Source organism: Pantoea sp. MBD-2R (assembly GCF_039134845.1).
Classification (GTDB): Bacteria; Pseudomonadota; Gammaproteobacteria; order Enterobacterales; family Enterobacteriaceae; genus Erwinia.
This window is the reverse complement of sequence record NZ_CP152417.1, coordinates 2,699,377-2,719,680: the sequence shown is the minus strand read 5'-3', so window position 1 is coordinate 2,719,680 and position 20,304 is coordinate 2,699,377. Positions and strand designations below refer to the sequence as shown.

15 protein-coding genes and 2 pseudogenes are annotated in these 20,304 nt (G+C 46.1%); 11 read left to right on the top strand and 6 right to left on the bottom strand.

The window, feature by feature from the left end; all coding sequences use genetic code 11:
• Positions 1-27: 27 nt before the first annotated feature.
• Positions 28-399 carry a hypothetical protein gene (locus AAGQ96_RS12470; RefSeq protein WP_342753702.1) on the top strand — a complete coding sequence of 124 codons (372 nt, stop codon included), beginning with the start codon at positions 28-30 and terminating at the stop codon, positions 397-399.
• Positions 341-580 (top strand): hypothetical protein, encoded by a 240-nt coding sequence (locus AAGQ96_RS12465; RefSeq protein WP_342753701.1) that lies wholly within the window; start codon positions 341-343, stop codon positions 578-580. Before AAGQ96_RS12470 ends, AAGQ96_RS12465 begins: the two co-directional genes overlap by 59 nt.
• Here AAGQ96_RS12465 and umuC (AAGQ96_RS12460) read toward each other — a convergent pair.
• Positions 573-1,403, bottom strand: a pseudogene (gene umuC, locus AAGQ96_RS12460) (translesion error-prone DNA polymerase V subunit UmuC); the annotation flags it as partial. The gene AAGQ96_RS12465 and the pseudogene umuC (AAGQ96_RS12460) sit on opposite strands and share 8 nt — an antisense overlap.
• Positions 1,404-1,489: 86 nt before the next feature.
• Between umuC (AAGQ96_RS12460) and AAGQ96_RS12455 the strand changes: the two are divergent.
• Genes AAGQ96_RS12455 through AAGQ96_RS12445 form a run of 3 tightly spaced genes read left to right on the top strand, consistent with a single transcriptional unit; the run spans position 1,490 to position 6,223 of the window.
• Positions 1,490-2,827, top strand: a complete 1,338-nt coding sequence (locus tag AAGQ96_RS12455) for a site-specific integrase (protein WP_342753700.1) — start codon at positions 1,490-1,492, stop codon at positions 2,825-2,827.
• On the top strand, positions 2,824-5,757 hold the full coding sequence (locus AAGQ96_RS12450; RefSeq protein ID WP_342753699.1) for a site-specific integrase: 2,934 nt from the start codon (positions 2,824-2,826) through the stop codon (positions 5,755-5,757). The genes AAGQ96_RS12455 and AAGQ96_RS12450 overlap by 4 nt, the downstream gene beginning before the upstream one ends.
• A gap of 19 nt (positions 5,758-5,776) precedes the next feature.
• On the top strand, positions 5,777-6,223 hold the full coding sequence (locus tag AAGQ96_RS12445) for a hypothetical protein (protein ID WP_342753698.1): 447 nt from the start codon (positions 5,777-5,779) through the stop codon (positions 6,221-6,223).
• 15 nt (positions 6,224-6,238) lie between these two features.
• Here the strand turns inward: AAGQ96_RS12445 and umuC (AAGQ96_RS12440) are convergent, their stop codons facing one another.
• Complete coding sequence (umuC, locus tag AAGQ96_RS12440; RefSeq protein WP_342755560.1) at positions 6,239-7,501, bottom strand: translesion error-prone DNA polymerase V subunit UmuC; 1,263 nt, start codon at positions 7,499-7,501, stop codon at positions 6,239-6,241.
• 2 nt (positions 7,502-7,503) lie between these two features.
• Positions 7,504-7,923 (bottom strand): translesion error-prone DNA polymerase V autoproteolytic subunit, encoded by a 420-nt coding sequence (gene umuD, locus AAGQ96_RS12435; RefSeq protein WP_342753697.1) that lies wholly within the window; start codon positions 7,921-7,923, stop codon positions 7,504-7,506.
• 348 nt (positions 7,924-8,271) lie between these two features.
• On the opposite strand from umuD, the gene AAGQ96_RS12430 reads away from it, so the two are divergent.
• The 5 genes from AAGQ96_RS12430 (at position 8,272) to AAGQ96_RS12410 (ending at position 13,492) form a co-directional block, all read left to right on the top strand.
• Complete coding sequence (locus AAGQ96_RS12430) at positions 8,272-9,273, top strand: CBASS cGAMP-activated phospholipase (protein ID WP_342753696.1); 1,002 nt, start codon at positions 8,272-8,274, stop codon at positions 9,271-9,273.
• Entirely contained in the window at positions 9,267-10,406 is a 1,140-nt protein-coding gene (locus tag AAGQ96_RS12425; protein WP_342753695.1) for a CBASS cGAMP synthase, read from the top strand. The genes AAGQ96_RS12430 and AAGQ96_RS12425 overlap by 7 nt, the downstream gene beginning before the upstream one ends.
• Entirely contained in the window at positions 10,403-12,034 is a 1,632-nt protein-coding gene (locus AAGQ96_RS12420) for a ThiF family adenylyltransferase (RefSeq protein WP_342753694.1), read from the top strand. The genes AAGQ96_RS12425 and AAGQ96_RS12420 overlap by 4 nt, the downstream gene beginning before the upstream one ends.
• A complete protein-coding gene (locus AAGQ96_RS12415; RefSeq protein WP_342753693.1) occupies positions 12,022-12,498 on the top strand; it encodes a Mov34/MPN/PAD-1 family protein in 477 nt (158 codons plus the stop codon). Before AAGQ96_RS12420 ends, AAGQ96_RS12415 begins: the two co-directional genes overlap by 13 nt.
• Before the next feature lie 211 nt (positions 12,499-12,709).
• Positions 12,710-13,492 carry a YiiX/YebB-like N1pC/P60 family cysteine hydrolase gene (locus AAGQ96_RS12410; protein WP_342753691.1) on the top strand — a complete coding sequence of 261 codons (783 nt, stop codon included), beginning with the start codon at positions 12,710-12,712 and terminating at the stop codon, positions 13,490-13,492.
• Positions 13,493-13,906: 414 nt separating this feature from the next.
• Here the strand turns inward: AAGQ96_RS12410 and AAGQ96_RS12405 are convergent, their stop codons facing one another.
• Positions 13,907-14,521 (bottom strand): hypothetical protein, encoded by a 615-nt coding sequence (locus AAGQ96_RS12405; RefSeq protein WP_342753690.1) that lies wholly within the window; start codon positions 14,519-14,521, stop codon positions 13,907-13,909.
• Positions 14,514-14,888 (bottom strand): mCpol domain-containing protein, encoded by a 375-nt coding sequence (locus tag AAGQ96_RS12400; protein ID WP_342753689.1) that lies wholly within the window; start codon positions 14,886-14,888, stop codon positions 14,514-14,516. The genes AAGQ96_RS12405 and AAGQ96_RS12400 overlap by 8 nt, the downstream gene beginning before the upstream one ends.
• A 538-nt stretch (positions 14,889-15,426) precedes the next feature.
• Between AAGQ96_RS12400 and AAGQ96_RS12395 the strand changes: the two are divergent.
• A pseudogene (locus AAGQ96_RS12395) lies at positions 15,427-15,741 on the top strand (type II toxin-antitoxin system MqsA family antitoxin).
• A 198-nt stretch (positions 15,742-15,939) separates the two neighbouring features.
• On the opposite strand, the gene AAGQ96_RS12390 reads toward AAGQ96_RS12395, so the two are convergent.
• The gene (locus tag AAGQ96_RS12390) at positions 15,940-19,761 is read right to left on the bottom strand and encodes a P-loop NTPase fold protein (protein WP_342753688.1); all 3,822 of its coding nucleotides are present in this window, start codon (positions 19,759-19,761) and stop codon (positions 15,940-15,942) included.
• Between the last annotated feature and the right edge of the window lie 543 nt (positions 19,762-20,304).

Sequence of the window (20,304 nt, the reverse complement as noted above, 5' to 3'; positions counted from 1 at the left end):
GGCAATGAGGTTAATACCGGAGGAAGCGTGTTTTTATTATCCTGGTTTCGTACAGGCGGCATCATCTTTTTGTTATGTGGTCTTGCCCTCGGCGGGCTTTGGCTGCGCCATCAGCATCACCGGCAGCAGCAGCTACAACAACATAATCAATCGCTGAAAGAACAAAACGGCGCTTATGCTAAGCGTATCAATGAACTGGCGACGCAGCTGGACCGGCTGTCTGGCGTCCTGATAGCGCAAAATTTACAACAACAGCAACTGGAGAAAGAGAGCGATGTTATTCGCAAGCAGCTACGCACGCTATTACAGCACGACGCCTGTGCTGCTGAGTCTGTGCCTGATGATGTTATCCGCTTGCAGCGAGAAGCCCTCAGTGCCGCTCCGCGCCTGCCCCAATGATTTTATTCCGGCAGCGCTGCTGACTCCCTGTCCGGTGCCACGGTTTGACGTACAGCGCTGGGGAGATTATCCAGATTATGTGGCTCGTCTTCATCTGGCACTGGATAAATGTAACAGCGATAAGGCCGCCATCGCCGCGCTATTATCAACGAAGGCTCCCTCAGCGCCCCAGGCTATTTGACGATCGGCAAGTCCGCATAACGCGTGGTATATGCGGGGGATAACATTTCTCGCTTCATCGCCCAGGACTTTTGAATACCCTGGCCTGCAAACCAGACTTTGCCTTTTCCCGACTGATTCAGCTGGTCAATGACCTTCATTAAGGCTTCGCTGTTTGGCTGCACGCGGGGTTCGTCGAACAGGTCCAGCTGCGCCACGCCATCGCTGTAAAAGTCACTCAGCATCACGCCAGCTTTCATATAGCGTTCGCCTTCGAGCCAGATGCGATCCAGTGCGTCGATCGCCACGCGGATAATGTCGCGCGTGTCATTTGAGGGTAACAGCAGTTTGCCGGAGGCCTGATTGTTATAGCCAGAGGCGTTATCGTCATGCGGGCTGGTGCGGATAAAGACACTGATAAAGCGGCAATACTGATGTTCGCCGCGCAGCTTTTCGGCTGCCCGTTCGGCGTAAGTGCAGACCGCCTGATGCATATCTGCATAAGCCGTGATGCGGTGCCCGAAAGAGCGGCTACAGACAATTTGTTGTTTAGTCGGCGCAAACTCTTCCAGCGCCAGGCAAGGTTCGCCGCGCAGCTCCCGCGCGGTTCTTTCCAGCACCACATTGAAATGTTTGCGGACAACCCAGCTGGAACATTCGGCCAGATGCAGGGCTTTTTCTATGCCCATCTGGTTAAGCTTTTTACTGATGCGCCGGCCCACACCCCAGACCTCCTCAACGGGAACCAGCGCCATTAACTTACGCTGCCGTTCAACGTTGGACAGATCGACAACGCCCCCGGTTGCCGACCATTTTTTCGCGGCATAGTTAGCCAGCTTTGCTATGTAACACTGCTGTTCTACACTCAATCAAAAATCCAGTTACATCAGTACATCTGCCATATGCTGCCAGCATTAGAGGAGAGGTATATATGTTTCGGTTACGTCGCGGTAGCGGTGATTTTTTCTTTCATGTAACAGATTCCCAGGGGTTGCCACATTTACCGTTGACGGTTTATGCGTGCCGAGCCGACAGGTACCATTCACCAGCTACAGTTAAGGCTTATCTCAGGCATCTTCTGGCATTTTTTTCGTGGGCTGGGCAGGATGAAACCGTGAAACGCCAGCATTGGGATTTGCTGGGCAACAGTAGTCAGGTACGTGCTGTACTCGAACATTTCCTGACAACCCAGCTGCACTGTACTCTGTTTTTCGCGCGCGACCTGTCAGGAGAAGATATTCGCAAGGTGCAGGTTACTTGGGGAAAAGCTCACCGGATAAATCATTTGTTAGCTGCGCTGCGATCTTTTTATCAGTTGCTCATCTCGATGCAGCTGTATCCCCATCTTCATCCTCTTGATTTACCCCAAGCCAAAAATATGATTGCCGAAATTCGGCAACAGCATCTTGATGATTTTGTGAGAATAAATCAGCGACCGCCGATGCCATCAGACAGCGGCATTGACCATTGGCGTCCTCTCAGACTTACCTCTTCGTATTACAGAATTAAAGATAATGAATGGATCCCTGAGTATTTGGATGATCCGGAACTCATGGGGCATGTGCTGGCCTCCGGCGAACAGGGCGGCTGGAACCTACAGGATATAGCACTCGTGAGAATACTTTTCGATACGGGCTGCAGAATACACGAGGCCTGCGCGCTGACCATGCATGACTGGAAGGTCAGTGGTTTTCGCAACATGTTCATGTCGCTGAGTAAAGGCAGTCGTGGGAAGCGGGTCAAGAATATTATCATCACGGATAAAACGCTGAAGGTGCTGCTGCGCTATATCAGAAATGACAGGCCTGAACTGCTGCCATATCTCAACGGGCGCACCGCTTTGCCTCCCGAAAATGTTTACCTACTCCCCCTTTTCTGTACAAAAAGAGGCCATCCACTGACACCGGACAACTTTAGGCGTTACCGGTGGACGCCTGTGCTGGCGGCTGCCGGGCTAAGGATACGCACCCATCAAGTTCGACACTGGTTTGTCACAATGGCACTGAACGAGATCCACCGTAGCGCCGGCTCAGAGGCTGATCTTCTGCAGAAACGCAGCGCCCTGCAGGTATTAATGGGATGGAGATCCGATATGTTGCCAGCCTATGATCAAGCCCGGCAGCGCCATGATTTACCTTTGCTGGCGAGTGCAATACACACGTACATCGAAGACAAGCAGTTAGAGGCTCAAGCTGCTTGTGATGTGCCCGATGACAAGGAAAGTCAGGGCTCGCTGATGCTGAAAGAAATGTTGGAGGGGAAACTATGAGCGTTGATACTCAACCTGTTGCACAGCGCAGTCATACATTATTTTTTGAACTTACTCAGCGTGAAGAACGGGGAGACTGGTTCAGGATTGAAGATTTACCGGGCACCCGCACCGGACGGCCTGCACTGAAAAGAGCGTTGATGCCTTACATTGATAATGTTATGGCTCAGCTGCTGGGTACCACACCCATGTCTCATCAGATATTCCTCGCATGGGAGCGGCAGTATCTGACATTTGACTTTTTCATCCGAAGCAGCAGATATGCACTGGAGATTAAATACCGGTACATTATTTATTGCATTGAGGATGGACTCAGAAATAACAATGAAGAGTATGTATTAAAAATAAGACAGCAGTGTTGCGCTACAGATGAAGATATTTTCAGCATTGTTGAAAAAATTAAGATAAAGGAACCTGTTACCGAACCTGCTTCATTCTCTGCTTCCATTTTACGCCTGCCTCCGAATGAGCGTAAAAAGGTCATTTATAAATTATACGACTTTTATAAAAAAAAGGCTGAATCTTTTAAAACCTCAGAAATGTCAGATCAATCCGGCATAGACTTACATACCATATCCAGATATGGGCGCTGTTACGTTAGCGAACTGGCTGATCTTCTTCTTTACGAAGATGTTTCTGATGATTTGGCCTACTTTGAATGGAACAGAACGGTAACGACCTTCAGGTACTCACTGCAAAATACAGCAAGAGCAAAAGAAATCAGTGAGAAAAAAGTGACTCTTGCCATTGATTATTTAAGCCGAAATAAACGTGAGATGACATTTTCAGAAATAACCACATTGGTCTGCCTTGATCATCGACTGGTTAAAAGAGTGGTGGCTCAATGGGAGAAACGCACGGATACTAAATTGGTGAAAAAAGATGCATGGAAGACAATCTCTCTGGATGAGCTAATCGCCACACTCGACCCGGTTCTTCATACAATACCGCTGACGTTTCTGGACTCGCCTACAACAGGTAGACCAATGACCAATGCACAGATACGTATGATTTACGAGATTAAGCAGCAGGGACTGAGAAACATGGCATTTTTTATTATGGCGACCTGTTACAGTAACAGAAGAAATGACATTACTTTTTTTTATTACATGCCCCGGTTTCTTAACGCAACTGGCTCGAATGACATAGATCAGTTTGACTGCGAGACCTTTTTCAAAGCATATCATCAAGGAGATCTTATCCCTGAAGACAACATAGGACAACGGGCTAGAATAATTCAGGCGTATTTTCGGTTACTCGTTAAACAAGGAGATTACTTCAGCAAACTTAACACAGACCAGCGAGAAAAATTTACCCCCTTCGCACTACCGCGCGTGTCCGACGATTTATTCTGGAAAAAATCCACCCTGCACAGAACAGTCTCACACGAACAAAAAAACAAAAGAAAATCCAAAACAGCTGTCCTGCACCAGAAGTTTTATTTTCTTCGCGATTTTGTGGAAAGAAGAAAGTTGCAGATTAACAGGCTACATCAGGAGATACAAAAGGCGTTTAAGCGATTTGAAAATTCGGAGAAAAAGACACCGCTGGTTTTTGAGTATACAGAATCTGTGGTCATGGAAAACAGAGGCGAACAGGCATATACGCACAAGTTTAAAGTCTGGGACGCGAGGCTATTGAGGCAGGCACATGAGCATGTCGCTGAGGCCAGAACCTATCGACATCGTGATACTAATCCGCATCATACTATTCATGATTCGGATGCAAGATTCACTACTTATGAGGGAAGCTACGATAAACATCACCAACCCGTTGAAGGTCTGTGGTTCACTGAACTGATCACGCTTGCCGCACTCACGGGCTCTCCTTCGGCTGAAATCACTGACCTATACGGAGTATCAAAGGCGTCTTTTCAGGGCCCTATTACTACTCCCTACGGATATACAACCAGCCGGTGGCAACACTTATTGAGTAAAGATTTGGGACTGATATTTATTCCTGTTGAAATTTTGATGATTGATGCGCTGTTGGCGCATTCTGTTGTACAGATCATGTCAAAGACAGGGGCTCGGGCACATGAGTTTTTGCAGATAAGGTTAGTCCCAGAGCATCTTTATCGGATCAATCTGGCAGAAAATAAAGAGTGCATTCTATTTAATGCTGTTCCCAAAGGAAGATTAAAAGAGGAGCCCTTTTATATTGATAATAAGTGCATGGAAAGTCTTTATGAATGGTGGAGTTATCAGAGAAGTAGATCGCAGACATTCCCCGTAATTAAAGCAGCAGCATGCCTGGGGCCAAAATTAAAACCTGCAAGTTACCTCTGGCAAAACGATGAAAAACATTTTACACAGAAAGACATTAACGGCGCACTTTCCGTTATGCTCCATGGGCTTTCCTTGAAAACGCCCGCGGGTCAATCTATAAAAGTCACTAGTCATCTGCTCAGACATAGCTTTGCAACAGAAATGCGTACACTTAATACGCCACTCGACGTATTGGCTTTGTTGATGAAGCAAAAAGATGTCAACGTTACGGAATATTATGCCAGGCATACACCCTCTCAGTTGGTCGAACTGCAACAACAAATTTTCACTCAGCGGCATGACTTTTCCAGGCAGCATATTCGCACGAAAGGCGATATTGCTCAGCAACTGACAGAGGCTGTCGGTAAGGTTGGAGCGCTAATCCCTGTTACAGGCGGATGTTGCACGATTGCGAATGCGTGCCCGGCCAAGTTTGCCTGTATTGGATGTGCAGGGAATGCCCCCGATCCCGCCAGACGCGGTGACGTCCTGGTGTACAGAGATGCCTGGGTAAAGATGGCTGAGCTTGCCGGGCAGCAGAATTTGCCAGCAGAAAAGAGAAAAGCTCACGAAATTATTGGCAGCTGTGACGACATGCTGGAAGAAATGGATTTGATTGAGCAGGTAGATACCATTAAGCGTAACCTGCAGTCCTCATCCTGACTCACGAGAGGTTGACGGTATGACAAAGAAAAACATGAGCGGTATTTATACCTGGCAAAGAAAGCGCGTTGAGAATAGTTTATCGCTAGTCAAGCGTGCTATTGATGAACTTTTAGCAGAGAAGCTGAGGATCAGCCTGACAACGATTGTTCTAGCTTCAAAAAGCGTAGATCCTGCGGGAAAAGGCGTATCTTCTTCTACTATCTTGCGGAACAGGCAATGTCACGAACTATACAAAAAGCACACAACACTGAGCGGCAGTAGCCAGAAAAAACGTACCATTCCGGGCTCTGAGCTTAATAATCCAACGGCGTCAGAATTACGTAGAGCTTATCTCCTTGCGAGTAAGAGCAAAACAGCCCTGATAGCGAAGATTATTTTGCTTGAACGTGAGCTTGAAAACTGTGAAATACAGAATAGAAACCTGCGAGATAAAATACTGTCACTGCAGCTACCGCACCTGTAAGGCAAACATTCATTTTCATTTAGCGACAGGCAGATCTGAATAGCGCGTAGTGTAAGCTGGTGACAGCATCTCACGTTTCATTGCCCAGGGCTTCTCAATGCCCTGGCCCGCAAACCAGACCTTTCCTTTTCCTGAAGCGTTAATACCGTCAATTACCGTCATGAGTGCCGTGCTATTAGCTTTCGGGGCGAAACTGTCAAACAAATTAAGCTGTGCTGTGCCACGACTAAAAAAATCAGCCAGCATAATTCCCGCTTTCATGTAACGGTAACCATCGACCCATATTCGATCCAATGACTCTGTCGCGGCACGTATGATGTCACGCGTATCATCAGAGGGTGTCAGTAATTTCACCGACGATTGGTTTCCATAATAAATTTCATTATCTGCGTGCGGGCTGGTGCGTAGAAAAACGCTAACAAAAGCACAAAACTGGTGTTCGCTACGCAATTTTGCTGCAGCGCGCTCCGCATAGGTGCAGACAGCCTGACGCATATCGGCATACTCGGTAATACGATACCCAAAAGAGCGGCTGCACATAATCTGTTGCTTATTTGGCGCGAATTCCTCAAGCTCCAGACACGGTTCACCACGCAGTTCACGCAACGTTCTTTCCAGAACAACGTTGAAATGCTTTTTGATTACCCACGGCGAGCTATTGGCTAAGTCCAGCGCTGTACTGATCCCCATCGCGTTCAGTTTTTTGCTGATGCGCCTTCCTACCCCCCATACCTCCTCTACAGGTACGCGCTCTAACAGCTTCCGCTGACGTGATATGTCGGATAAATCAACCACGCCTTCCGTAGCAGGCCATCTTTTTGCTGCGTAATTTGCTAATTTTGCTAGCGTTTTTGTTTGCGAAACGCCGATCCCGATCGTGAGCCCAGTATTTTTAAGCACCTGGCTTCGCACGGTTTTGCCAAAATCTGTCAGCGACATGCAGCTGGCTACGCCAGATAAGTCGATAAAGGCTTCATCGATTGAATAGATCTCGATGGCCGGCGACATCTCTGCCAGCGTCTGCATAACTCGCGCGCTGAGGTCAGCATAAAGGGCATAGTTTGAGCTAAATACGTGCACTGAAGATAAGAAAGTTTTATTTCTCAGTTTGAAAAAAGGCTCTCCCATAGCGATGCCGAGCGCTTTTGCCTCTGCTGAACGCGAAATTACGCAGCCGTCGTTGTTAGAAACCACCACCACGGGTTTCCCCTTCAAATCTGGGCGAAATACCGTTTCACAGGAAGTATAAAAGCTGTTGACGTCGGCCAAAGCAAACATCGTCATTTATGTGACTTCACTGAAAATGTCACTACACCAAATATTTCTAGATCTTCTGGATTATGAAACGTAAGGGGTGAGTAATGGTTATTGTGCGGAACTAGTTGTAAGGCAGGACGTGTACGTAGTTCCTTGACGGTAAACTCGCCAGCTACAGCAGCAATCACAATATCGCCATGGCTTGCCGACAGCGAACGATCAACTACCAGAAGATCACCATCCCCAATTCCAGCGCCAGTCATAGAGTCACCGCTTACTTTAATAAAATATGTGGCGCTAGGATGAGCGATCAGTAGTGTATTGAGATTTAGCCTATCTTCGACATAGTCTTGTGCAGGACTAGGAAAACCACAAGGTACTCGCTCCGTAAAAAGAGGAAGAGGGATAGAGAGGGCAATCTCTATGGGATAAAAAAGCTGCATAATGAGAAACTCAATATAACTGTGTTTATATACAGTATCTCTGAATTTTTCGCACGTTCAACCTTCTTCTAAGCAGGTTTTTGGAACCGTTTGAAGTTACGAGAAATTTAGGTTTTACCGTGTAAGCAGTAAGCTATGTTAAGTTTGTTTTTTATGCTGTTTTTTTAGACTCTGTCGGATAAATCGAACTTTTGTTCAGTAGCTGGAGTAGAGCACACATCCCCTTGACAATACAGGCAATCCGGTGGATAAAAAGAGGTCCAGGATCTCCAACTGGAGTGCTTACAACAAGCCCTTTAACGACGCTTGTTACGGTAACGATTTCTTCCCCCCAGAGGCTGAAGTACTATGGCAGACATCCCCACTTATCATGTGCTCGCCCTTTCGGGTGGAGGCTATCGAGGCCTTTATACGGCTACAGTTCTCGCCGAACTCGAAATCGCGCTAGGCCGCCCTATAGCTTCGCACTTCGATCTTATTTGCGGCACATCTGCAGGAGGTATGCTCGCTTTGGGGCTAGCTGCAGAAATACCGGCTCAAGAACTCAAGGCAATGTTTGAAGACGAAGGCAATCGTATCTTCGGTTGCCGCAGTCTTTCAAGGCGACTTCTGGGGTTTTGGTTGAACGCGAAGCATGATTCGAAGGGATTGAAAGAGGTGCTTAGCGAACGTTTCCAAGACATCACGATCGGTAACCTGAAGCATCGAGTTCTCGTACCAGCAGTCAATTACTCAACAGGGTGCGGGCAATTTTTCAAGACACCTCACCATCCTTCCTTCGAGTTAGATCATCACATGAGGATCGTTGATGTGGCATTGGCGACCGCAGCTGCCCCCGTCTATTTTCCGTTGGCCCGCAATAACAGTGGTGTTTTCGCAGACGGAGGGTTGGTAGGCAACGCTCCTGGCCTTTTTGGGTTGCATGAAGTTAATACGTTCCTAACACCTGACCAAAATGCTCTAATTCGAGTTCTCTCGATTGGCACAATGACAATCGGTGCAACTATCCGTGGCAATGCCAACTTAGATCGCGGATTCGGCAAGTGGCGCGGGGGGCTATTTGACTTGGTTATTTCTGCGCAGGAGTCATCCGTGCACTATATGCTGCGACAGTCGTTGGGAGACAAATATTTTCAGATTGACGATAAAGCAACACCCGATCAGAGCAAAGATATTAAAGCGCTGGATCGGGTTTCAATCGGTGCCACCAATACGCTTAAAGATCGAGGCAAGCATGCGGCACAGCGTGCTCTCGGCGATCCACTATTTAAACCATTTCGAACGCATCAGGCCGGCATACCCATCTTCTATCACGGCCCTAACAAGAACGCATCGGAGGCTACATGCTGAACCTTAGCCCACTTTTTTTTACCACCGTTGATGACGAATCCTGTATGCACGACGAACTGGATTTATCGCCAGAGCAACGAGATTGGATCGCCAGTGCCCGCAAGGATGTCAGGGACTGTCTGCGCACCGGTATTCCACGGGTGCTAAATGAACTCGGCTACACAGAAGATATACCTCAACCACGTTTCTTCACTCAAGGTTCGTGGGCATACAAGACGTTGAACTCTCCGGCACAGCGGCCCCAACAAGCAGATGTCGATTATGGTTGCTATTTGCCATTGAGTTTCGTCTCGCAGACAAAGCGCCCTAGTACCGCAGCGACAGTGTTCTTTCATGCTGCAGAAGAAGCCTTGAAACCGCTAATTGATACAAAGCGGTGGACGCTTGTCACCGACAAACCGACTTGCATCCGCATTGTCATTTCAACCTATGCCCACATTGACATCCCGCTGTATGCTATCCCCGATGAGGAGTTTGCCACTCTAAGAGCCGCAATGGAAAGTTATGGATATGACTCATTAGCGAAAGCAATAAACATTGCTGAACGGGACGTTTGGACAGCGTTGCCTGCAGATAAAGTGCTACTGGCTCACCGCGAGCGCAACTGGATGGCCTCAGATCCTAGGCCTGTTAAAGAGTGGTTCTTGGGCGAAATAGAGGCAAAGGGTGAACAGTTACGCCGAGTAGTTCGTTATTTGAAAGCGTTCCGCGATTGGCGGTGGCCTAGCGGTGGACCTACCTCGATCTTGTTGATGGCTGCTGCGGCACCACTATTTGAGAAACGTGATCGACGTGACGATCTTGCCTTGTTAGATGTTGTTGCGGCACTGCCAGCGCGGCTACGTGCAGGAGTAGACAATCCAGTGGAAGGGGCTGAGTCGCTTACTACACGGCTGGGCAAGACCGGAGTTGAAGAGGCAGCAGAGGCCTTCGAAGAATTTGAAAAGGTTCTTCGCGGAGCTACTGATGCTGGCAGTCCTTCACAGGCATGCAGTTGGATGCAGAGCTCATTCGGCCCCCGATTTCCGAATGAGCCTAATCGGGTCAAAGTCGTATCCGTCGCTGCCACCATTGCTGCGGCTCCCGCAACTGCCGGTCCGAGTGAACTTATCGGGCGAACAAAAGCTGGATGAAAAATACCAATGTTGTTGCAGGTGTGGTCGAGGTCTTCGAACAGAAAGGTTTCGTATTTGTCGGAAATACGAATGACGGCTGGTTAAGGCTACACGGACGGTTGACCCCTCCCCAAGCAGACAAGGGTTATCTGTGTGAACTTCAACTCGACCCCTCGTTCTTCGACTTGCCTCGCATCCGGCTGCTGGAAATCCCACCAGAATTGCCCGCCACGGTTCCTCATCTTGGTGCTGATGGTGGGCTTTGCTATATAGCCAAAGGCACGGTCGTGTTAGACATCTACGACCCTGTAGGACAGTCTCTGGCATGCTTGGAGCGCGCAGCAGTTGTGTTAGGGCAGATACTGGATGGTCAGTTGGTTGAAGATCTTGCGGAAGAATTCTTCGCCTACTGGAATGGTTTATTTTGCTTCGTAGACATGCAGAGTAAAGACTTAGGAGAACAAAACTGTTTAGTCGCGCAAGCAAATGAGAGATCGTTGTACTTCGTTACCGATGATGAGAGTCGAACAGCTAAGAAACTCAAGTCTCTGGGCTACCAAGTTACCGATAAAACGGTGCTAACTTATCGTGTAAAGACAAAAACTCAACCACGTCCTCTGACAAGCCATTGGCCGCCTAAAACAGTTGGAGATATATTGGAATGGCAGAGCATTCTTGACCCTCAGTGTCGGCGTAAAATTCACGGACGTATTAAAGAAGGAGAAAAGAAAAAAGCCAATGGTAGCTTGATCTTTATTGAATCTCCATTGATGACGTATGGTTTTGCAGTTTTCTATGACCGTAAAAATTTGGTTAGAAAGAAGAAGCACGTAGATCGTAGGGATTTTAGCTATCAGTTGAAAGTGATGCCCATCTCCGTAGTCAGAATTGATGATGGCTACCTTGCCCAGAGGAACATTCCGAACTCCAAGACTCTGGCAGGTAAGAACATCGCCGTCATTGGATGCGGAACGATCGGGGGCTATCTTGCTGACATGCTTGTCAAGGCTGGTGCGGGGACATTAGGCGGGAAGCTCACCCTAGTAGATTTCGACTACCTTCTCCCACAAAACATTGGTCGTCATCGACTGGGATTTCCCGATCTTCTATCGAACAAAGCCGAGGCGATGTCGAAGGAACTTAGGCGCTTGGCACCAAGCACTGAGATCCGTGCGCTACCCGTGGATGTCAGGCAAGCCCAACTGGGAAAGCCAGACCTACTCATAGATGCAACAGGGGAAGAATCTCTAGGACATTGGCTTTGCGGTCACTATCCACATCCAACGCCCATGCTTTCAGTCTGGATTGAAGGCCCGGGGACTACTGTACGTGCTCTCATTAGAACAACTGCATCAGGTGCCTGCTACCGATGTCTTTGGCATAGCAATAGGAGAGGCGAACTGCGCTCCACGGTTGAACATCCTCCTATCATCTTGGCGGGTCATGGATGTGAGGGCTTATATGTTCCGTTTCCCGCTTCGGTCTCAGTGCATGCTGCAAGCTTAGGAACTGAAATGGCGCTTGATTGGGTTAATGGCACTTATTCTCCTGCATTGCGCACCCGATTGATCGATCAGATAGAGCAGCTTGCCACGCCCGATTGCGATCCATTTAATGACCCGGAGTGCCCTCTATGCAATTTTTAGACTCATGGGGGACCCATGATAAAAGAACATTGCTGTATTTTTCTACAGCAGCGCTAGGAACATTCTGTCAGCATATTCAGAACTGCGACTCCGACTGCGAAGCAGGAGGGCTTCTGTTGGGTTCCGTTCATGGAAACCATATGATTATCGAGCAAGCTACTTTCCCCACTGAATGGGACAAGCGGTTTCGTAACCTTTTCGAGCGGATGCCATTTGGTCACGATACCATTGCTTTGTCTCGATGGACTGCGAGTAAAGGAACAATACGTTATCTGGGTGAATGGCATACCCATCCGGAAGATCATCCACATCCTTCTGGCCTCGATAGATCAGAGTGGAAAAACTTATCAGAGAATCGTCTAGATAAGCGGCCCATGCTTGCTGTCATAGTCGGAAGAAAATCTCTATACGTCGAACTGGTACCAAGTTCAGGCAGAGGTCCTTTGCTATCCCCCATGGTTTAAGAAAACTACTTCTGTGCCGCCCTCGACCCGCTGGATCCGCATAATACCAAGCCATGACACTTTGGGAATGGGTCGCAGCAGGAAACATTTCTGTCCTCACCATGCACGTTTTAACTATGATCCATAAATGAAACTTTAATAATAAATACAAAAGATTTATAGTTCACAGTGAATGGCATAATTGGGTAACTGACTAACAAAAGGAGAAGAAATGTCTATTTTTGGCCTAAATGCGGGTGATATTCTTTTAGTAAACAATCGAACGCGGGGTAACATTTTTGGTCAAAAGATTTTGCGCCTACAAAAATCCGTAAACACGACCCACATTGCATTGAGTTTAGGAGAGGGCGGATTTATACACGCTGACAAGTCTTGTGGTGTTGATTTGATTTTCTTCTCTGAGTTGATTAATAAATCAGGAGGTAATTGGAGAGTCATAAGACATAGTGAGGTGAAAGACGAGATCGAAGATCAAGTAAAAAAAATTGCAATATTTCACATGCATAAGACGTATAACAAAGGTATCATTCTCAGAGAAAATGAAAAATCTCTTTTCTGCTCTCAGTTCGCCGACGTAGTCTTTAGAAATATTGGAATAAATATTTTTAATCGCGAAAATGGTGAAAGGTTAATAACTTTCAAAAATGCTCTTCCTGTTGATTTTGAAAGCCTTCTTCTGGAAAAAGAAAAGTGGAGCGATGTGTCAGATGTTTACCGAGAGAATTTAGAGGATGATAATATAAAAAACACCTTAGAGGCTTTTTTTCTACAAAAAAGATGTCTCATAAACATCGCAAGAACACAGCGTAATAACGTCTCTAGCTTTTCAGAGGCTCTGCATTTAATGAAAGACTCCCACGATCAACTTCCAAGAGAGTTTCAGGATAAAAGTCTGGATGAAATGTTATCGGAAAATATCAAAGGACTTGAAGATTCAGAAAGTAACCTTCTTTATGACTTCTGGGACGTAAAATCAAAGCGTCGTAAAAAATAATAATAACGCTGTTATTTTCTTTCGGATTTTTATGCTTAATATGCCAATCACTGATCAATGAAAGATTTTATTTAAAAGTATTTGAAAGGAACGTGAAATGCAGTTAACGCGCTACAAAACGAGAATAAAATATATCCTAAAAATAAAGTAACTCTAAAGTAAAAAGTGAAGATAAACGGGGCAGACTTTTAGCTAAGAGTCTGCTTTTCTGCCAATAGCAGACGTTGCTGACGCAGCTGCGTATTAATCAAGGGAAAGCAGATCTCAACAGCAGGCCCAAAATGCACTCGCACGGTTCGGCGAAACTAAGCGACCTATTCGGGCTGACTACCCGGCTAAGCCGGGAGGCGAAGGGATCCATTTAGGCTTTGAGTAGATTGATAGTTGCTAGCAAAGCATGTTATAAAAAATCGTTCAATAGAACGAAACATCCTTATGGACATTATTACTTTCCTGCTCTAGCCTTACGCGACCTATTGTTTTTCTGTCTGTAAAATATGATCCCGAAAGTTCCATAATAAAAGATGTTCCTGCGATTTTAGTTCTAATATCAAATATTGTAGAGCCTGTGTAAGGTTGCCTTGAAGGGTCTTTTGGGATAGACCTGTATACATAATAAAGCTTACACTGACCATTATCCATTGAAGGGGTCGTTTCTAGCGTTTCTGATTTAGAGGTCTCTGTATGAAGTATGATTTCAGTTTTGATCAAGGTTTGTTTTATTGTTGCTTTAGCTTGGATAACTATGTTTCCTTCAGTTGTAATCTCCCCAATCCAGCTTCCGTTTAAATCTGGATACAAGTCCTTTTTAAAGTACCGCAGCACCCTCCAGAAAAATCTTGATGTTGTGGCAGTTGTAAGTAGAATTACGATCACAAAACTAACCCAAGGAGTGATACTAATTACTTTAATTAATGGTAGGTCGTTATCCCAAAAACGATGAAGAAATTGATAACTAAAAATACTAACAATAGTTGTAAATAATGCTGATATCCTTAACAACTTAATAAAATTGATAATTCTAAACATTCTCACCCCAAGCCACTAAGCTATAATGCTGGTTTTTCCCATTGCTTTTTGCCGTGATTAAAGCCACATATGAATCTTTCAAAGTGCTACCTGACCCCATCGAAAATGTGATATCCTCACAGGAGATGGTTTGAATCTTATTGAATACTTCATTGAGATCGATAAAATTATTAGCTATCGTTCCCGCTACGCCATCTGCAGCACGGAAGATTATTTCAAATCCATATTCTGCTAAAATTCTTGATATCTCTAAAGTCGCAAAATTAACCAACTCATTAATTTTAATCAACTCATCAACATTATTAAAAAGATATGATGCTGAAATTTTCTGCCCCACATCATCTCCATCTATTGTTACATAAACCATTCCCGCTCCTTTGATTTATCCTTTAACGAAACCCTATCTTTTTGAAAATATACACACGCTCTCTGAATGCCTAGTATCTCGTTTACCCTCAAAGATCTAGCGCTACTTTAAAAATTAATTATAACAACGAGCATTATACTAATCTAGTTAATTTCTATTTTTCGTAACTAGCTTGACCTGCTCCCCATAAGTTAACATATCTCAATGTTATCAATGTCCACTTTTGGCACATAGCCCCCGCTCAAATAGGCATCACTCAGCCCATCAGCGGAGCGGAAAATTTTGTTGGCGATGGTCAAGTAAAATGCAAATGATCGCCAAGTAATATGCAATTACTCAGCTTGCATAAAGCTCGGTTCAGTGGCGAGCGGCGGAACACGGGCTCAAGAGACGAGATCAGAGTTATCTATTGTTGTACAAACGAAAAGTCAGTTTATTCTGTTTACCGTCCATGATAAAAGTCAGTGTGACGATTTGACCAAGCAGCAGCGCTATGCCCTCCCAGAGACGCTGAACGTGATTAAGAAGGGGCTGAGACATGACTGAACGCTACATTTTCAGTGAACTGATGGCGGGTATGCAGGAGCTTCAAGACCATCAGGACGGAAATCTCACGCTCAAGACCTGTAAGGTAAGCAAGCGCGAACCCGACACTATTGCGCCGCAGGAGCTGCGCGACGTGCGCGAAAAACTTAATCTTTCACAGGCAGTTTTTGCACATTATCTCCATACGGGGGAGAGCACCTATCAAAACTAGGAGCGGGGCCGTGCTAAACCTAATGCTCAGGCTGTTCTACTGATCCGTATGGTGCAGCAGAACCCGGAAACGCTGCAGACGCTCGCGGAGCTCTGAAGCGAATCCATCGGATACCCACACCATACTGGCCATTTAATACCGGTAGCGGCATAAACCCTCTTTATGCGCTGGCAATGCTGCGTGAATTCTGGCGAGATTTTTTACCCCTAACACTTCCTCAAATTTCACATAGCGCCGCCTGCTCGTAATCTGCCCATTTTCTCTTATCGGGCGGCTGCCGGTCCCCCTGCGTGCTTACTCTTCATTTTCAGATACCGAACGCCTGATGGTCACAAAAACTTTCCCATCGTCCCTGAACTCGTAGCCTTTAATTAGTGCGGCTTCCCGTAATACATCAAGCAGCGGCACGCATGTATCCCGGTCATTAAGCGTAAGGGTGGCTGCGGTGCTCTGAGTGAATATTTTTTGCAATTCGCTTTCGTCCATTTTTCCCGCCATCTCGGCCAGCCTTTTTTTATCACGGTAGTTTTTGGCGATGAGTGAAGTCATTAAACGCATCTTCATTTCCTGAGACGTGGTGGCAGAGAAAGCGGATATTTTTATATCCTGCGGCAGGTTAATATCACATTCGTCGCCATCTAAATAATGCTCCTCATAGTGAAGATACAGCGCCATTTTATTAACACTATAAAATAAGGGAGAATGCATAAGCTGGCCCAGTAGGTTGGTAAATACCTCCTCGATCTCTTCTTTATGCAGATATAAATCGGCTGCTGTCATAAAGACATCCTGATATCGGCAGAACCAGCCTGCGAGTGCCATGCAAAATTTGCGGTCAGTTTCGGATACATTTTTAATTACGTGAGAGAAATTCTCTTCTGACAAGGGTATTTTATTCATTTCTAGCAGGTAAACAAGCCGATCTTTACCGATATCTTCATCGAAACAGGACGTATTGATTTCGACGTGAGTCATAATCTTTCTATAATCTTCGCTGCTGAATTCCGCGTTACAGATAACCTTCTTATAAAGTAATTCGTAAATATCGCCTTGACTTACCTCCGGGCTGGAGAGTGATAACGTACCGGCGTGTCGCGTCATAAATGCGGTCAGAACTTGCATGTTGCAGTCTTCACTGATGTATGAGAGCAGTTCCGGCCATCCGGCCTTGATCCGATCGTGATTATAGAATAAGTCATGGAAAGACATCTGCGGGCTCGCTTCCGTGAGGGCGGGTTCGGGAGATACTTCCGAAAGGCTATTCAGGCAGAAGCTCATTTCACTGACAATCCTGATCTTCATTTTATCACTCAGCGTTTCCAGTGCGAGTACGTCTGTGACGGCCTGTCCCTGTTCCTGTGAGCTGAGGAACACCGATTCCACGAATTCGTCAGCATTCTCCCTGAAGTACGCGAGCGCAGGAAGCGCATGCACCTGTGCGGTCGTCCAGGGCAAAGCTCTGCACTCTTCATTGGTAGCCTGCCCGTCAGACAACTGTGCGGCAAGCGCTATCCCCACGTTTTCTCCGGTGAGACGATACAGCGAATTCTCACCGATAAATCGGACGAAGTCCTGTTCGGCGTCCGAAAGAGGAACACTCAGGCTTTCATATTTTACCTCAAGGCTTGCGATATGAGTCATAAACGACTGACTCTCCCCAGGCTCAAGGAAATCAGCAATACCGCTGCCAAGCGACTCCACGTAACGCCGATAGTCACTGCGATTTTCTGCGCGATCGGGCTCTATGTGAGAGATAACAGCTGCAGCGATCCGGAGATATGACCCGCCATTACCCGCCTCGTTGAGATGTGCAACCAGAACATCCAGGTAGCGGTTTTTATCCAGGGCCTGCACAAGTAGTGAGGCAAAAGTATCAGGCTCAGCAAAACGGGAATCCAGCGTCACCATCAGGTCAAGAACATGCTTCCTTGATTTAGTGAAAAGCGTGGCAAGCATTTCATTGAGGTGCCTATCGCCGGTTTTAAGCATGTGAGCGACTATCTGATGATGCAGGCTCGCATCATGGTGCAGAAGATGCTGCGCGCCAATTTCGAGAATGACACCACTCACATCATCTAATGCGATATCCTCGTTAGCACTGGCGGCGGACAGGCCGAGGGCCACGTTTTTGATAAACTCATTGTCGTTTACAGACAGGCCGCCCTCATGGAAAACGGAACGAGAACGCATGAAATCCTGGTCGAGATAGCCCCGTGACAGCAGCAGATAAAGCGCATCTGAGCCGCCGTACCGCATTTCATCCCTGACGGCTTTTTTATGATCTGCACTGAGGAAATCATGCGTATCAATATCATCCATATATTGTGAAGCAATGGCGTCAAACTTCTTTTTTTGCAGCAGCTTAACTAATTCTGCCAAGGTGATGGCATTCCGGCGACGTTTATCTTCGCGGGCCTGCTTCAGCTCGCCCTGAACCCTGATATAATTTCTCTCTCTTTCTTCACCGACAAGTTCTTTTCGGCGCTGATAACTGTCAGAAATTTTAGTTCTCTCAGCGTCAGTTAATTCCTGAGTAATATACCTATTTTGGGATATGTAGCCTAGTGAGATACCTGTGCTGGAAAAAAAACTCTCGAATACAGACTCATCGCTAATGAGCTGGTTCGTATCAGCCTGCTGAGGTGCGGGTTGGTGATATCCGACAGTTTTTGTTTTTTTAAAGAAATGAACCATCCCCGTTAACTTCTCCGGCAGATATAAATAAATTAAACTTCTTCTGACGTCCTCAGCAGTGCTGGATTTTTCACTACGGATCTCAGTCAGTTTTCGGCTTAGGGAATCAATGCGATCATCAAGGCCGGTAAAATATTGCTCATGAAGAGTTTGTGTACGGTACTGGTATACAAATCGGTAAAGTAAGCTTATATTTCTATCAATGAGGCTGTAATCATGCGCAAAAATGTTCTTATAGAACACCATGGCGTAAAGGCTGACTTGACGATTATGGTTATCAACCGTCGCACTGAATATACGATATTCATTCACAATATTCTGTAGCGAGCGCATATCGCTTATATACGTAGCTGTGCCGCGCAGGCACTCTTCGCCTCCAGGGATCATCTCGCTCATCCTTGTGTTAAGCAACGAGAATGCGTTCCTGCTGTCCATAACCGGCACAATGGGCACAATGAAATCAAAAAACTTGGTACGCGAGGTCGCACCAGAAAATATGTCGTCGCGTACAGCGTAGATAAAGCGCAGTGGCTTGTCATCTGACAGGTTATTATTGACGATCTTGTTTATTTCTCTCAGTTTGACAAATATTTCAGGGTTTTTAAGCCTGTCTAGGTCTTCGAAAATAACGATGCGGTATTCTTCAAGCTTTGAAAAAAAATAGACTATCTCATCCAGGCAATTATTGAGTAGTGACGATGCCTCCCTGCTGTCGAGCTCCATTTCACCACTGAGCAGTCCGACCTTGTTGAGCTTTATTTTTTTATCAAAAATTCCAACTTTTGAGGCACATTCTACAATATAATAAAGCGTTGCAAGAGATAGGATAAACAGAGCAGCTATTTTACCGTAAGGTAATGAATTGATTATATTGTATATATAATCAGGCACACCGGTAGACTGGTGTACTTTCTCGTGGAATAAGAGAAATAAAACCCCGCATAAGGGAAGAAGGATTTTGAGCGATGCCCAAAAAACACGACCTATATGAGCTTTATTTCTGTTCAAGATGCGATCTATCCTTGAATCAGGGAGCGCATCTCTGTTTTTTTTATAGAGTATCTGCTGCAGAATACTCAGTTCAACTTCTTGCGACTTTGCGGGATCGCCATTCCCCGGCATATCGAAACCCGCAAGTGAGACGTTTATAAAATGCCCTTTTTCATATTCCTCGAGATAGGAATTTATGACGGTACTTTTCCCTGCTCCATAAGAACCCGTAACGGCTATATTTCTGACGCTTTTCTGTGAAAGGGCAAATTTCAGCGCCCTGAAGTATTCATTAGAAGGAGTCAGGGGAATTTTTTTTGGTGTAAGCGCAGTAAAGCCGTAATCTGGCGCAGTCTCTTCATCAGGCTGCATTCTGATCAGGCAGGCCTCTAATTTTCTACATGCATCCAATGCCCAGCGTAATAATTTCATTTTTTTATCCTTGAATAAAATTCATGCAGGCAGCCGGGGCTTCAACCAGCTTACATGATGTGCAGTAGTAAAAATGTGTTTATGAGGTTTATGCACCATTATGTGCCTGAAGCGATGCGGAAGTTCAAAATGTTACTGGAGCTTATTATTCCCTGCATCCATGCTTTCAACATTGGACACATTATGTGATGTATTGCCTGAATTTCCTGCCAGGCCAGTATAGATCGGATGCCCGAGGAGTGCTGATGTTTTCCTGGACCTTCAGGAGACCATTTATGTATTCATATGAAGACCGGCTCCATTGCTCTAAAGGTTTCACTATTGTGGTATTTCCTTTCATCGTTTCGCGTCTTCAGGCCTCTTTCCGTAGCGGCCTGCAAGCCTTGCCACGATTCGAGAATAGTCCGCCTCTTTGCCTATCAGCTGCCGGGTTAAGTCATCCAGCACCTGATAGGTGACCTGCTCCCCGTTAAATACATATGCTACTGGCACAAGTTTGAGAGGCCACAGTATCATGGCCATTTAAAAATTATTGATCACTGT